Source organism: Cellulosimicrobium funkei, assembly GCF_004519295.1.
Lineage (GTDB): Bacteria > Actinomycetota > Actinomycetes > Actinomycetales > Cellulomonadaceae > Cellulosimicrobium > Cellulosimicrobium funkei.
Genome location: NZ_SOZH01000015.1, coordinates 1 through 14989 on the forward strand (window position 1 = coordinate 1; position 14989 = coordinate 14989).

General features: G+C 75.3%; 12 protein-coding genes. 7 read left to right on the plus strand and 5 right to left on the minus strand.

Annotated features, from left to right (window positions below):
• Positions 1-348 precede the first annotated feature (348 nt).
• Together E1O70_RS19470 and E1O70_RS19475 are read left to right on the plus strand one after the other, a co-directional pair.
• Positions 349-1020 (plus strand): peptidase, encoded by a 672-nt coding sequence (locus E1O70_RS19470; RefSeq protein ID WP_128957659.1) that lies wholly within the window; start codon positions 349-351, stop codon positions 1018-1020.
• Positions 1021-1241: 221 nt separating this feature from the next.
• On the plus strand, positions 1242-3458 hold the full coding sequence (locus tag E1O70_RS19475; RefSeq protein WP_061268851.1) for a sialidase family protein: 2217 nt from the start codon (positions 1242-1244) through the stop codon (positions 3456-3458).
• A 34-nt stretch (positions 3459-3492) separates the two neighbouring features.
• On the opposite strand, the gene E1O70_RS19480 is transcribed toward E1O70_RS19475, so the two are convergent.
• From E1O70_RS19480 to E1O70_RS19495, 4 genes are all read right to left on the minus strand, one after another.
• Complete coding sequence (locus tag E1O70_RS19480) at positions 3493-4161, minus strand: YrhK family protein (protein ID WP_061268852.1); 669 nt, start codon at positions 4159-4161, stop codon at positions 3493-3495.
• Between the two features lie 52 nt (positions 4162-4213).
• Positions 4214-4498, minus strand: coding sequence for an SHOCT domain-containing protein (locus E1O70_RS19485; protein ID WP_043653548.1), 285 nt, complete (start codon positions 4496-4498; stop codon positions 4214-4216).
• Between the two features lie 23 nt (positions 4499-4521).
• Positions 4522-4998: a DUF6325 family protein gene (locus tag E1O70_RS19490; RefSeq protein WP_061268853.1), complete on the minus strand. Its 477-nt coding sequence runs from the start codon at positions 4996-4998 to the stop codon at positions 4522-4524.
• A 103-nt stretch (positions 4999-5101) separates the two neighbouring features.
• Entirely contained in the window at positions 5102-7441 is a 2340-nt protein-coding gene (locus E1O70_RS19495; RefSeq protein ID WP_061268854.1) for an arylsulfatase, read from the minus strand.
• Between the two features lie 372 nt (positions 7442-7813).
• Between E1O70_RS19495 and E1O70_RS19500 the strand changes: the two genes are divergently transcribed.
• The gene (locus E1O70_RS19500) at positions 7814-8299 is read left to right on the plus strand and encodes a hypothetical protein (protein ID WP_061268855.1); all 486 of its coding nucleotides are present in this window, start codon (positions 7814-7816) and stop codon (positions 8297-8299) included.
• 454 nt (positions 8300-8753) lie between these two features.
• Here the strand turns inward: E1O70_RS19500 and E1O70_RS19505 are convergent, their stop codons facing one another.
• Entirely contained in the window at positions 8754-9125 is a 372-nt protein-coding gene (locus E1O70_RS19505) for a hypothetical protein (RefSeq protein WP_061268856.1), read from the minus strand.
• A 151-nt stretch (positions 9126-9276) separates the two neighbouring features.
• Between E1O70_RS19505 and E1O70_RS19510 the strand changes: the two genes are divergently transcribed.
• The 4 genes from E1O70_RS19510 (at position 9277) to E1O70_RS20535 (ending at position 14954) form a co-directional block, all read left to right on the plus strand.
• Positions 9277-10233, plus strand: a complete 957-nt coding sequence (locus E1O70_RS19510; RefSeq protein WP_061268857.1) for an L-lactate dehydrogenase — start codon at positions 9277-9279, stop codon at positions 10231-10233.
• 134 nt (positions 10234-10367) lie between these two features.
• Entirely contained in the window at positions 10368-11528 is a 1161-nt protein-coding gene (locus E1O70_RS19515) for a YihY/virulence factor BrkB family protein (protein WP_061268858.1), read from the plus strand.
• A gap of 187 nt (positions 11529-11715) precedes the next feature.
• A complete protein-coding gene (locus tag E1O70_RS19520) occupies positions 11716-12807 on the plus strand; it encodes an acyl-CoA dehydrogenase family protein (RefSeq protein WP_240696782.1) in 1092 nt (363 codons plus the stop codon).
• Complete coding sequence (locus E1O70_RS20535) at positions 12804-14954, plus strand: PIG-L family deacetylase (protein ID WP_240696783.1); 2151 nt, start codon at positions 12804-12806, stop codon at positions 14952-14954. Before E1O70_RS19520 ends, E1O70_RS20535 begins: the two co-directional genes overlap by 4 nt.
• Positions 14955-14989 lie beyond the last annotated feature (35 nt).

A 14989-nucleotide genomic window follows, 5' to 3' on the forward strand; every position in this document is an offset into this window, starting at 1 on the left:
CGCGGCGGCCTCGCGCCTGCAGCTCGGCGACTACTACCGCCAGACGTACGCGTCCAAGCCCGACTGGCAGGGCCTCTAGCCCGCCGCCCAGGCGGCTCGACACCGCCCGGACTTCACCCGCTCGAGAACTGGACGCCTGTCCAGTTGGGTGTCTAGGTTGAGGCCCAGCCGATGCCCGCACCACAGCCCCCTGCAGGTGCGGGCATCGGCGACGACGGCGGTGCCGCCTCTCGTGTCCGACACGCCCGTGCCCCTGCCGCTCCGGTCCCGCTGGTCCGCGGGGGTACGGCGGCGCCCGTGGACGACGCCCGCCGAGACCCGACCGACCACGACCCGACGGGAACCACCATGAGCACCTCGACCGGGCGCCGCGCCGCCGGGCGGGCCACCGCCGCCGCCGCTCTCGCCGCCACCGCCGCGCTCCTCGCGGGGCCGGCCCACGCGGCGGAGGGCGACACCTACGTGCCGACCGAGCCGTCGATGCGCCTCACGACCCTCGCGCCCGTGTGCGAGAGCGACGCCGCGTACCTCGACTACGCGATCGAGGTGGAGGGCACCGACCACGACACCGCGACGGTCACGTGGATCAACCCGGACGGCGAGAGCGTCGTGCAGAGCGGGCTCCCGCTCTCGGGCCGCCTCCTGTGGCCCGGCGCGGTCGTCGACGACTCCGGCCGCGGAGTCGACTGGCCCGGCTGGCGCCTCGAGGACGGCCGGTGGGTCGAGGGCGACGAGTACGACTGGGTGCGCCCCTCCGTCGACGTCCGCTTCGAGGTCAACCCCCACGTCGTCGTGACGACCGTCTACCCGCCGGCGTCGCCCGACTGCGCGACGAACCCGCCCGGGCTCGGCGACCCGGCCGGCGTCGTCCCCGTCTCGAGCACGGTCAGCGCCTCCGCGGCGAACCCGGGGCTCGCGGAGACCGGCGTGAGCGCCGCCCTGTACGCCGGGATCGCCGCGGCGCTCGCCGCCGCGGGCACCGCCGTCGTGATCGCGTCCCGCCGGACCCGCCGCGGCTGAGCCGCCGGAGAGCTCCGACCCCCACCGACGCCCGTCGGCCGCGCACCCCGCGCGGCCGGCGGGCGTCGTGCTGTCCGCGCGCCGCCCTTGACCCTGCCGACCCGCCGGGCTACCTTCCTGACGTCAGACATCTGACATCATCTGTTCAAGCGTTCTCGGCAGCGTCGCCGCGTTCCCCCGTGACCGTCCGCCCGCGCCGAGCACCGACCGGAAGGAACGGCATGATCGGACACCTCCGCAGACCCGCGCACCGCGCGGTGACCGTCGCCGCGACGCTCGCGCTCGCGGTGGGCGGCGTCGTCGCCCCCGTCACGACGGCGTCGGCCCACCACACGACCCTCGCCCCCGACTTCGACCTCGCGCCCGCCACCGGCGGACCGGGCTCGTACACCGAGCAGCAGCTCGCGACGAACGGCCAGGGCGGCTTCCCCAACTACCGCATCCCCGCGCTCACCGTGGCGCCGAACGGCGACGTCCTCGCCTCGTACGACGGCCGCCCCACCGCGGCCGACTCCCCCGGGCCGAACTCGATCCTCCAGCGCCGCTCCACCGACGACGGCGTCACGTGGGGGCCGCAGGAGGTCGTCGCCGCCGGGAAGACCACCGCGCCGATCGAGGGCTACTCCGACCCGAGCTACGTCGTCGACCGGGAGACGGGGACGATCTTCAACTTCCACGTGAAGTCCTACGACCAGGGCTTCGGCGGCTCCCGGCCGGGCGTCGACCCGACCGCGCGCGACGTCATCCACGCCAACGTCTCCGCCTCCACCGACGACGGCCGCACGTGGACCCACCGCACCATCACCGCCGACGTCACGGCGGACCTCGGGTGGCGCTCGCGCTTCGCCGCGTCGGGCCAGGGCATCCAGCTCCGGTACGGCCCCCACGCGGGCCGGCTCCTGCAGCAGTACACGATCATCAACGGCTCCGGCCAGTTCCAGGCCGTGTCCGTCTACTCCGACGACCACGGCGCCACCTGGAAGGTCGGCACCCCCGTCGGCACGGGCATGGACGAGAACAAGACCGTCGAGCTCTCGGACGGGCGCGTCATGCTCAACTCGCGCGACTCCGCCGGGTCGAAGTACCGCAAGGTCGCGTACTCGACCGACGGCGGCGTGACGTACGGGCCGGTCACCCTCGACACCGAGCTGCCCGACCCGACCAACAACGCGTCGATCGTGCGCGCGTACCCGAACGCGCCCCAGGGGTCGGCCGAGGCGAAGGTGCTGCTCTTCTCGAACGCCGCGTCGCAGACCGGGCGCGTCAACGGCACCGTCCGCGTCAGCTACGACGACGGCGAGACGTGGCCCGTCGCGCGCGTCTTCCAGCCGGGAGGCATGGCGTACTCGACGCTCGCCACGCTCGCGGACGGGACCGTCGGCCTGCTCTACGAGCCGGGCGGCGGCGGGGGCGGCATCCGGTTCGCCAAGCTCGACCACGACTGGCTCCTCGCGGCCCCCAGCAGCACGCCCGGCGAGGTCGAGGTCACCACGGCGAGCGTCACGAGCGCCACGCCGGCCGACGGCTGGAAGGTCGGCGACATCGTCACCTACTCGTTCACGGTGACCAACCTGTCCGACGCCGTGACGACCGTCTCGCCGACGGGGAACCTCGAGCGGTTCGACCCCGCGCAGGGCGCGCCGAACTGCCGCTACCGCAACCTCGGGGCGCGCGCGGCGTACACGTGCACGTCCGCCCGGCACACGATCACGCAGGCCGACCTCGACGCGGGCTTCTTCGCGCCGCGCACCACGTGGACGTCGACGTCCGGCACGACCGTCACCACCGTGGAGCACGAGGGTCCCGGCGTGTACTTCGGCGCGCCCGGGAACATCAGCGTGCGCGGGACGCACGCGAACCTGCAGCAGTCGTACGCCGTGGGCGACCGGCTGAGCTTCACGTTCGACGTGCGCAACCTCTCGACGGCCGCGACCCAGGTGGTGCCGACGGGGAACCTCGCCGGGCTCGACCCCGCGAACGCCGCGCAGAACTGCCGGTACCGGAACCTCCCGGCCGAGGGGTCGTACACGTGCACGTTCGCGCACCACGTCGTCACGCAGGCCGACCTCGACCGCGGGTCGTTCACGCCCGCCACGACGTGGACCTCGACCTCCGGGTCGAGCGTGACGGTCGTCGAGCTCGACGGTCCGACGGTCGAGCTCACCGCCGCCCCGGCCGCGCTCGCGGTCCAGGCGACGAGCCGCTGCCTCGCCGGCGGCGCCTACGTCGCGGTCACGGCGCGCAACACCGGCGACGAGCCCGCCGACGTCACGCTGCGCACGCCGTACGGCGAGCGCACGGTGGCGGACGTCCAGCCGGGCCGGGCGGCGTACCAGTCGTTCGCCGTCCGCGCGGCGTCGGTCGACGCCGGGAGCGCGAGCGCCGGGACGGCCACCGCGGCCGTGGACGCCGACTACGCGGCGACCGACTGCTCCTGACACCCGGAGCGCCCGGCCGGGTGACGCGGGGGCGTCACCCGGCCGGGACGGCGTCGGCGCGTGCCGGGGCACCGGCCGCCCGGCGCGAGAGCAGCGCGGCGGCGAGGAAGCAGACGGCGCCGAGGAGCGTCCCGGCGTCGTCCCACCACGCGCTCACGTACGTCCCCGTGGACGGGTCGACGTACGCCCCGACGGCGGACGCCGCGAAGGCGACGGAGCCGATCATGTTCAGCCACGTGCCGTGCCACGTGCGCGCGTCGGTGTCCCACAGGTGGCCCCGGTCGCGCGTCGCGAGGACCGCGAGCGCCGACGACACGAGGAACGCGACCGAGCCGTAGGCGTCGGGCCTCCACCCCACCCACAGCGCGGTCGGGGCCTTCACGGCCGCGACGAGGGCCGCCGTCGTGCTCACGTTGAAGCACAGCGTCCCGACGAGCTGCACGGCCGCGGACCACCAGTCCCAGCGGTCGGCGGGCGGCGTGCCCGTGCGGGGCGGGCGGCGCCCGCTCAGGCCCAGCTGGACGAACGCCGCGGCCGTGAAGAACACCGAGCCGACGACGAACGTCACCCCGGTCGCCACGGCGCCCACCGCGCCCGCGAACGGCGGGAGCGCGCCGACGAGGAAGCACAGCGACCCGGCCGCGAACCCCCAGGCCTCGCGCCGCAGACGACGCCCCGGGTCGGCGGTGCGGGTCCGGGTCATGCTCGTCCTTCCGCCGTGCCGGGCCGGCCCGCGCGACGGCGGACCGGCCGTGTCAGGCGAGGATGCGGGCCTTCTGGGCCTCGAACTCTGCCGGGGTGAGCACGCCCTGGTCTCGGAGCGCGGCGAGCTGCGTGAGCTGCTCGATGCGCGCGTCCGTGGCCGCCGGGGCGGGTGCCGGCGCGGCGTACTGCGGCGGCGGGGCCGCGTACTGCGGCTCCTGCGCCGACTCCTGGGCGGCCCAGCGGCCCGCCTGGCGGCGCGAGACACGGTTCGAGACGGCGGTCGCCGTCCCGGCGACGACGGCGGTGCGGGCCACGCCGCGGAGCAGTCCTGGCACGGTGGTCTCCTTCCTGGCGCCGGTCAGCCGACCGGCTCGGTGGCGTCCAGCGACGCGATGAGCGCCTGGACCGGGATGCGCCCGCTCGCGACGAGCTGGGCACCGTTGCGGCGCAGCGCGGTCGCGAACGGCGCCGCCCACACGTTCTCGTACACCAGCACGACGGCCGTCATGCCGGGCTCGACGGCGTCCACCGCCTGCGCGAGGTCGTCGTCGTCGAGCAGCCCCGACCGCGCGCCCTCGAACACGGCGAGCTCCGTCGACCCGTCGTCGAGCTCCTCGAGCCCGACGGCCGTCACGCCGCCGTCGTCCTCGCGGCGCACGACCACGAGGTCGAGCACGCGGATGATGCCGCGGTCCACGAGGTCGACGAGGTAGGGGAACGCGCGGTCACCCGTCGCGCGGTCGGTGGGGAGCTCGACGACGAGGAAGTCGACGGGCCCGCTCTCCCGGAGGTCGTCGAGCCCTGCACCAGGCCCGTCGCTGAGTTCCTGCGTCATCGTCGCGTCCTCCCCGCGTCCGTCCCGCGCGGCGCACGGGCTCGACCCCCAGGCTGGCCCCCGGGCCCCGTCCGCGTCCTCACCCGGGAAGTGTGAAGTCGCGTCACAGGTACGCGACGTGCATGCCGTCGATGCGCCCGTCGAGCGCGAACGGCATCCGGTCCGCGTACGCGCGCGACACCGCGCCGCCGTACGCGCGTCCCACGTCGAGGCAGTCGTTCGCGGAGAACAGCAGGGGCGCGCTCACGGGCACCGTGCCGGAACCGACCTCCTCGCCGTCCACCCGCAGCACGACGTCGAGCGGGCCGCCCGGCCGCGGCTCGGCGTACGTCGTGACGATCTCGACCGTGTGGTCGCCCGCGGTGAGCGGCGCGCCCGACCGCACCACGGTCCGCTGGACGAGGAACAGGTTGTACTCGTAGGTGAGGACGCCGTCGAGCAGGAAGCAGGTCAGCCCGCCGCCCGCGCCCCCGAGCTTGTAGAGCACGCCGTTCGCAGCGTCGGGGACGGAGAGCCGGATCTCGACCCGGTTCGGGCGGTTGCCCAGCGCCGGCGCGCAGAACTCCGGGATGCGCACGGTGTCCCCCGCGAAGTCCCACGCGGTGTACGGGGGACTGATCCGGTCCTCGGGGTGCATGACCGGCACCCACAGCCCGCCGCCCACCGGGAGCGCGTCGTTGCGCGCCGCCTCGATCGCGAAGAGCTCCTTGAGCTCGGCGAGCTTCTCGGGGTGATCCGCGGCGAGGTCGTGCGCCTGGCTCCAGTCCTCGTCGAGGTGGTAGAGCTCCCACCGGTCCTGGTCCGGGGTCCACGTCTGGATCCCGGCCGGCATCCCCTGGACCCACGGCAGGCGTGGGCCGGTCGCCGACGCCATCCAGCCGTCGGAGTAGATCGACCGGCTGCCCATGATCTCGAAGTACTGCGTCCGACGGCGGCCCTCGGCCCCGGCGTCGTCGATCGAGTACGCGAGGCTCGTCCCGTCGATCGGGTCCTGCGGGACGCCGTTCACCGTCTCCGGGTGGGAGATGCCGAGGATCTCGTAGATCGTCGGCACGAGGTCGACGACGTGGTGGAACTGGGTGCGCGGCACGGGGTCGGGCTCGATGTGCCCGGGCCAGCTCACGAACATCGGGTTCCGCGTGCCGCCGAGGTGGGACGCGAGCAGCTTCATGCCCTGGTACGGCGACGACCCGGCCCACGCCCACGCGGCGTGGTACTGGTTGTCCGTCGCGGGGGTGCCGAGCGCGTCGAGGCCCCCGAGCTCCTCCAGGGCGGCGATGTGCTGCTCGACCGTCGAGGGGATGCCGTTCTGCGCGAGCAGCTCGCTGATCGTCCCGTTCTGCCCCTCCCCCGACGAGCCGTTGTCGCCCCAGATGTAGACGACGATCGTGTCGTCCGCGTAGCCGAGCCGCTCCACCTCGTCGAGCAGACGCCCGGCCTGCACGTCCGCGTGCTCGCCGAACCCCGCGGCGACCTCCATGAGCCGCGCCTGGAACGCCTTCTGGTCGTCGGGGATGTCGTCCCACCCCGCGAGGCTCTCGGGGCGGGGCGTCAGCTCGGCGTCCTCGGGCACCCAGCCCGCCGCCTTCGCTCCCGCGAGGGCCCGCTCCCGATAGGCGTCCCACCCGTCGTCGAACGCGCCGGCGTACCTGTCCGCCCACTCCTTCATGACGTGGTGCGGCCCGTGCAGCGCGCCGGTGGCCCAGTAGACGAAGAACGGCTTGTCCGGCGCGTTCGCCTTGTGGTCGCGCAGCCACCGCATGGCGTCGTCGGCGATGTCCTCGCTGAGGTGGTACCCCTCCTCGGGGGTCCTCGGCGGAAGGGTCGGGGTCGTGTTGCGCACGAGGTGCGGCTCGTACTGCGACGCCTCGCCCGCGAGGAAGCCGTAGAAGTACTCGAACCCGTACCCGGTGGGCCAGCGGTCGAACGGGCCGGCCGTCGTCGTCTCCTCCGCCGGGGTGTTGTGCCACTTGCCCCACGCGCCGGTCGCGTACCCGTACTGGCGCAGCACCTCCGCGATCGTCGCGCTGCTCTTCGGGATGTGCCCCGAGTAGCCGTCCCAGTCGTTCGCGAGCTCCGCGATCTGGCCGTTGCCCACCCGGTGGTGGTTGCGCCCGGTGAGCAGGGACGCGCGCGTCGGCGAGCACATCGCGGTCGTGTGGAAGCGGTTGTACCCGATGCCGTTCGCGCGCACCCGGTCGAGCGTCGGGGTGCGGACGGCGCCCCCGAGCGTCGTCGGGAGCGCGGGCCCCGCGTCGTCGATGAGGATCACGACGACGTTCGGCGTGCCCGGGGGCAGGTGGCGTTCCGGCGGGCGAGGGGAGTACGTCGACTCCTGGATCGTCCGGCCCGCGACGCTGCCGGAGCGGCGGGGCGGGAACGGCAACGACCGCTCCGTGGGCAGGGGCGGTCCGACGACCGTCCGGCGGGGCTCGGTGCTCATCCACTCTCTCCCGTCTGTCCTGGGCCGTGCGGACCGACGCCGTGGCCCGCCTCGGGTGCGGACCTGCCGAGGTGCGGTGGGCGGGTGCGACGTCGTCGCCGACCGGCGCGCAGCAGGACGGCGCGGCGGAGGGCATCGGCTCGACCGTACGGACGACGAGCGAGGCGCGGCATCACCCGCGGCGGGCGAACCGGGTGGGGTCCACGCCGCCACACCCGGCTCCGCGAGGAGACGCGGACCTGCGGGGACGGGTGCGCACCGCCTGACCGGGCGGCGGATCGGCCATGATGGTCCTCGATGTCGCGCGCGGCCAGGGTCGTCCTCCGCGACGTGCACGGTACCGGGACCGGTCCCGCGACGAGGGGGGCACTCATGGAGGAGCAGGACGTCGACCGGGCGCACCGGCCGACGAGACCTCGGCGCGTGCGCCTGCCCGTCTGGGCGGGGACGAGCCTCGTGGTCGTCGGGGCGCTGGTCGTCGTGGCGCTCCTCGTCTCGCGGCTCTCCGGCGGCGCCGAGGTCTGCCCCGCGATCGCGTACGCCGATCTCCTCGAGGTGGTGCTGACCGGCGACACCGAGGAGGTGCACCATCTTCAGGTGCGCGATGGCGGAGACGCCGGGTGGCAACCACCGCTGCCGACAGGTCCCGACGCGCAGGAGCCGGCCATCGCGACCTCACGGGAGGGTGACACCTGGTCCTTCACGGTCTTCTCGCGGACCAACCCGGTCGGGCTGCGCGCCCTCGACGAGACCGGAGCAGTCCTCGCCGAGACCGAGAAGTCCGTCGACTGGGTCCGCGTCGGAGGGTCGGAAGCGTGCGGCGGCCCGATGGAAGCCCGGGTGGGCTGGACGCTCTGATCACCTCCGAGCACGGACCGGCCGTCGACGGCCCACCCGTGGGGCCCGAGCGTCGTCCGCGTGCCCTGCCGCCGGCCGATCAGCCAGCCAGGCGACGCAGAGCAGGACGGTCGCGATCGCGAACAGCTCGACGGCCGGGCGCGCAGCGCGAAAGCCCCACGTCCAGGCTCGTCCGTCGTCCATGCCTGAGGAGTCTGGCAGAGGCCGGGTGTCGTCTCGGACGGATCGGCGCGCGGGTGTCGGCCTACGGCGTGGTGGGGGTGTCGAGCGCCTTCTCGGGCAGGACCTCACCGGTGCGCGCGCCGCTCCCCCGAGCGACAGGGGTACGGCACGACGACGCCTCTGCTGCTATCCCCTGGGCCGGTCGAGGCTCGTCGCTCCCGGACTCTGCGGCGCTCGTTGGCGTCATCCCAGAGCCACGACCGCCCTTCCCGGCCTTCGCGCGCGAGCCGTCTCAGCTACAGCTGTTCTTGACGTGCTCGGTGACCGCGCTGAACGAGGCCTGGTAGTCGTCGTCGAGCAGGAGCTCGGTCCCGTCGTCGCCGTCGGCCAGGGCGTCCGCCACGTCCGAGGCCGTCGTCGTCACGCGGTCCCAGTCCGCGCTGAGCGCGTCGGGCGCGGTGACCTCGCGCATCGCCTCGGCGTCCTGCGCGAACGCGTCCGCGGCCTCGTCGCGCGTGAGCGACTCCGTGCTGGCCCTGACGGTCGCTTCGTACGACCGGGCGGCGTCGCAGAAGCTCGGCTCGTCCGCCGAGCAGGCCCCGACCGACACCAGCACCACACCCGCCGCGGCGACCGCCGCGACCCGGGACCGCAGAGCTCTCATGACCGTCCTCGCCTCGCACCCTGCCCGGCCTGGCGGTCGGGCCTCCCCGGGCGGGCCGAGGAGCACTGCCGATGATGCCCCAGGCCCTCCGGCACCGCCCCCGGACGCCGCGCACGAGCCGCGGCGGCGCCGTCTGCGTAGCGTGGTGCCCATGACACGCGTCGAGAGCTCGAAGGTCACGGTGGTGGGCGCCGGGAGCGTGGGGACCAGCCTGGCGTACGCCGCGCTGATCCGTGGCTCCGCACGGACGGTGGCGCTCTACGACATCAACCGCGCGAAGGTCGAGGCCGAGGTGCTCGACCTCGCCCACGGCACGCAGTTCACGGGGGCGAGCCAGGTCGTCGGCGGTGCGGACCCGTCGGTCGCGGAGGGGTCGCACGTCGTCGTCATCACCGCCGGTGCGAAGCAGGACCCGGGCCAGAGCCGCCTGGACCTCGCGGGCACGAACGTCCGCATCCTCGAGACGCTGCTGCCGCAGCTCCTCGAGCACGCGCCGGACGCCGTCTACTGCATCGTCACCAACCCGTGCGACGTGCTGACCGTCGCCGCGCAGCAGATCAGCGGCCTGCCGACGTCGCGCGTCTTCTCGTCCGGCACGGTGCTCGACACCTCCCGGCTGCGGCGCCTCATCGCCGACAAGGCGCAGGTCGCGACGACGAGCGTGCACGCCGACATCGTGGGCGAGCACGGGGACACCGGGTTCGCGCTGTGGTCGCAGGCGCGCATCGGGCCGGTGCCGATCCTCGACTGGGTCTCGCCCGACGGCCACCACTTCACGCACGGCGAGCTCGACGAGATCACCGACCAGGTGCGCCAGGCCGCGTACCGGGTGATCGAGGGCAAGGGCGCGACGAACTACGCGATCGGGCTCGCGGGGGCCCGGATCGTCGAGGCGGTCGTCAGCGACCAGCACGCCGTGCTGCCCGTCGGCACCGTGCACGACGACTACCGCGCCATCGGCGGCGTGGCGTTCTCCGTACCGAGCGTCATCAGCTCCGGCGGCGTCCAGCAGGTCCTCGACCTCACGATGTCGGCGGCCGAGGAGCGCCAGCTCCGCGCGTCCGCCGACGCCCTGCACGCCGCGCAGCAGGACCTCGGGCTCGAGTAGCCGCCGGCCCCAGGCCCCTCCGCTTGCGGGTGGAGCCCGGCGCACGGAGCGTGGTGCTCGTCCGGGACGCGCCGTGAGGCCGTCCACCGACGCGAGCGTCGTGCGCCGAGGCGACGCCCACCGAGGAGGCCGCCATGACCGACAGCAGCGGACGCCACGCGTCCGGCACCGCACGGGACGAGGAGTCGCGGCCCGCCCCCGACGCCGACCACAAGCCCGACTCCCCCACGGACCTGCGCAAGCCGTCGTGGGGCTTCGCCGTCAAGGGCGCGGTGCGCGAGTTCATGGACGACCAGTGCACCGACCTGGCCGCCGCGCTGACGTACTACGCGGTGCTGGCGTCGGCGCCCGCGCTGCTGGCGCTCGTGTCGATCCTCGGGCTCGTAGGCGACGGCGAGAAGGCCGTCGAGTCGGTGCTCCAGAGCGTCGAGGGCGTCGTGCCGCAGACCACCCTCGACATGATCAAGCCGCTCGTCGAGAACGCCGCCAACACGGACAAGGCCGGGTTCGCGCTCGTCATCGGTGTCGTGCTGGCCCTGTGGTCGGCGTCCGGCTACGTGGGCGCGTTCTCGCGGTCGATGAACCGCATCTACGAGATCGAGGAGGGGCGCCCGATCTGGAAGCTGCGCCCCGTGATGCTGGGTGTCACCGTCATCACCGTGCTGCTCGCGGGCCTGGTCGTGGGGAGCCTCGTCCTGTCCGGGCCGATCGCGCGCCAGGTGGGCGAGCTCGTCGGCCTCGGGGACACCGCGATCGCCGTCTGGCAGGTCGCGAAGTGGCCGGTCGCGCTCCTGCTCGTCGTCGTCCTCGTCGCGCTGCTCTATCACCTCACGCCGAACATCAAGCAGCCGAAGTTCCGCTGGGTCAGCCCGGGCGCGATCCTGGCGATCCTCGTCTGGGTCGTCGCCTCGGCGGCGTTCGGCCTCTACCTCGGCAGCGGGCTGAGCAACTACGGCGCGACCTACGGCACCCTGGCGGGCGTCATCATCTTCCTCCTGTGGCTCTGGCTGACGAACCTCGCGCTCCTGCTCGGCGCCGAGCTCGACGCCGAGGTCGAGCGCAGCCGCGAGCTGCAGAGCGGCATGCCCGCGGAGGAGCGCATCCAGCTCCCGCCGCGCGACACGCGCGCGAGCGAGAAGAAGGCCGCCAAGCGGGAGGAGGCCGTCGAGCAGGCGCGCGCCCTCCGCGAGTCGAACGGCCGGTCGACGGACACCGACACCGACTCTCCCGGCACCGGGCGCACGAGCGCGGACGACGACGCCACCGACCCGGGCACGACGCCGCGCCGCGACTGAGCTCACCGGCGACGACGGGCCGCCGCGCCCGGCGGCCCGTCGTCGGCCCGCTCCGCCCGGCTGCCTGCGCGCCCTGTTCGTCTTCCCACACGGCCCGACCCGGGTTGGGCGCGCCCGGCGACGCGCCCGCGGTTACGGTCGTGGCGGGTCGAGACGAGGCCCGCCCTCGACCCTCGGGAGCCGCGACATGCCCGACCTCGCCCGACCCACCACGCCCGACCTCGTCCCGCTACACCTGGGGCCGCTGGCGACCCCGCCCGCCGACCGGTCTGCGCTCGTCGGGCCCGACGAGCTCGCCGCGATCGACGCGGCCGGGACCGACGTCGCCGCCCTCCTCGACCACGCGCGGACGATCGGCGCCCGGGCGCCGTTCCCCGGCGACGGGCGGACCGCCGAGCTCTGGGGCGCGCTCGCGTCGCTCGCCGCGACGGACGTGGGCGCCGCGCGCGTCGTCGAGCCGCACCTCGACGCCCTCGCGATCCTCGGTCAGGTCCCGGTCCACGTGGCGCTCGATGCCGTCGGGGCGGGTCCGGACAGCACGTGGGGCGTGTACGCGGCGGAGGGTCCCGGCGTCCGGCTGGAGGCGCACGAGCGCGACGGCGCGTGGGTGCTGTCGGGCACGAAGCCGTGGTGCTCCCTCGCCGCCGACCTCTCGCACGCGCTCGTCACCGCGTGGACCGACGCCGGTCGGCGGCTGTTCGCGGTCGGGCTGCGGTCGCCGGGTGTCGTCCCCGCCGACGGGCCGTGGGTCGCGCGCGGGCTCGCCCAGGTCGTGAGCGCCGCGGTCCGGTTCGACGACGTCCCGGCCGTGCCGGTCGGGGCGCCCGGCTGGTACCTGGAGCGGCCGGGGTTCGCGTGGGGCGGCATCGGCGTCGCGGCGTGCTGGTGGGGCGGCGCCGTCGGGCTGGCGCGGACGCAGCGCGACGCGCTCGCCGCGCGCGAGCCCGACCAGCTCGCGCTCGCGCACCTCGGCGCGACGGACCGCGCGCTCGCCGCCGGCCGGGCGGTCCTCGCGGAGGCCGCGAGCGCCGTCGACGCGGGCGTGGACGGCCCGGACGCCTCCCTGCTGGCGCGCCGCGTGCGCGGGGTCGTCGCGGAGGTCGTCGAGGAGGTGCAGCGCCGCTGCGCCCACGCGCTCGGCCCGGGCCCGCTGACCACGGACGAGCGGTTCGCGCGGCGCGTCGCGGACCTCGGCCTGTACGTGCGCCAGCACCACGCGGAGCGCGACGACGCGTCGCTCGGCCGCGCCCTCCTCGCGCACGGGACGACGGCGTGGTGACGTTCGACCACCGCGAGCCCGGCACGTCGGAGGACGCGTGGGTGCGCGCCGGGATCCTGGACGTCCCACGCCTCGACGTGGGCGAGGTCGCACACCTCGTGGTGCTCGCCGCGCACCCCGACGACGAGTCGTTCGGCGCGGCGGGGCTCGTGCACGAGCTCGCCGGTCGCGGCACCGCGGTCACCGTGGTGGTCGCGACGGACGGCGAGGCGTCGCACGCGGGCTCGGCGACGATCTCGCCCGAGCGGCTCCGCGCCGTCCGCCGCGCGGAGGTGGCCGAGGCGGTGGGCGTCCTGGCGCCCGCGGCCCGGCTCGTGCTGCCCGGCCTGCCCGACGGCGGTCTGCGAGAGCACCGCGGCGACCTCGCCCGGGTGCTCGGCGACGTGCTGGACGACGTGCTCGCCGGACCCGGCGGCGGGAGCGTGGCGGCGTCGTCGGTCGTGCTGTGCGCGCCGTGGCGCGGCGACGGGCACCGCGACCACCGGATCGCGGGCGAGGTGGCAGCGGAGGTCGCCGACCGCCTCGGCCTGCGCCTCCTGGAGTACCCGGTGTGGCTGTGGCACTGGGCGGACCCGGGCGACGACGCGGTGCCGTGGCCGACCCTGCGCGCCCTCCCCCTCGGCGCCGGGGCTCGCGACGCCAAGCGGCGCGCCCTCGCCGCCCACGTGACGCAGGTCGAGCCGCTGTCCGCGGCGCCGGGCGACGAGGCGACGCTCGGCCCGGAGATGCTCCGGCACGCGGACCGCGGGGTCGAGGTGCTCGTCGACGCGTCGGGCCGCCGGGTCGCGAAGGAGCCCGCGGACCCGGGCGCGAGCCTCGACGCAGGGTTCTTCGAGCGCTTCTACGCGGGCCGACGCGACCCGTGGGGGTTCGAGACGCGCTGGTACGAGCAGCGCAAGCGGGCCGTCCTCCTCGCGAGCCTCCCGCGGCCGCGGTTCCGGGCCGCGCTCGAGCTCGGGTGCTCGACGGGCGTGCTCACGGCCGAGCTCGCCGCGCGCTGCGACCGCGTGGTCGGGGTGGACGTCGCCGAGGCTCCGCTGGCGGAGGCGCGGCGCCGCCTCGGGCCGGAGGTCGAGCTGCTGCGTCTCGACACCCCGGGCGAGTGGCCCGACGGCACGTTCGACCTCGTCGTGCTCTCGGAGGTCCTCTACTACTACGGTCGCGACGACCTACCGCGCGCTGGACCGGGCGACGGCGTCGCTCGCCGCCGACGGCGTGCTCGTCGCGTGCCACTGGCGCCACGACGTCGTCGAGTACCCGCTGGGCGGCGACGAGGTGCACGCGCGTCTCGCCGCCCGCCCGGAGCTCGACCGGCTCGCGCACCACGTCGAGGAGGACTTCGTCCTCGACGTGCTCGTCCGCCGTCCGGCGGTGTCGGTCGCGCGCGCGACGGGGCTGCTGTGAGCGCCCCGGGGAGCCGGCCGGTGGGTGCAGTCGAGCGCGTCGTCGTGGTCGTCCCCGCCCGCGACGAGGAGGAGCTGCTGCCGCGCTGCCTCGCGGCGCTCGGGCGGGCGACGGCCGTCGTCGCGCGGGACCGGCCGGACGTGCGGGTCGCGGTCGTCGTCGTGCTCGACGGCTGCACGGACGGGAGCGCGCGCGTCGCCCGCGCCGCGGGCGTGCGCGTGGTGGAGGTCGCGCACGGCAACGTCGGGCGCGCCCGTCGGGCGGGGGTGCACGCCGGCGTGGCCGACCTTCAGGTGCGCCGGGACGGCGCCGCGTCGCGCACGTGGCTCGCGTGCACCGACGCGGACTCCGCGGTGCCCGACCACTGGCTGACGCGTCAGCTCGACCTGGCCGACGCCGGCGCGGACGTCGTGGTCGGCACGGTCCGCCCCGAGCTGGCCGCGCTCTCGCCGGACCGGGCGCGCGCATGGCTCGCGACGCACCGGCCGGGCACGGCCAACGGGCACGTGCACGGCGCCAACCTGGGCGTACGCCTCACGGCCCACGACGCCGCGGGCGGGTTCGCGCCCGTCGCCGAGCACGAGGACGTGGGCCTGGTGGAGCGCGCCCGGGCCGCGGGGGCGCGCGTCGTCGCCGACGCGTCCGCCGAGGTCCTGACGTCGGCGCGCCTCGTCGGACGCACGCCCGGCGGGTACGCCCGGCACCTGCGCGAGGACCTGCTCGCGCACGACCTCCCCGCCTGAGGCGCCACCCCCTGGCGAGCGGGCGAGCGCAGTCC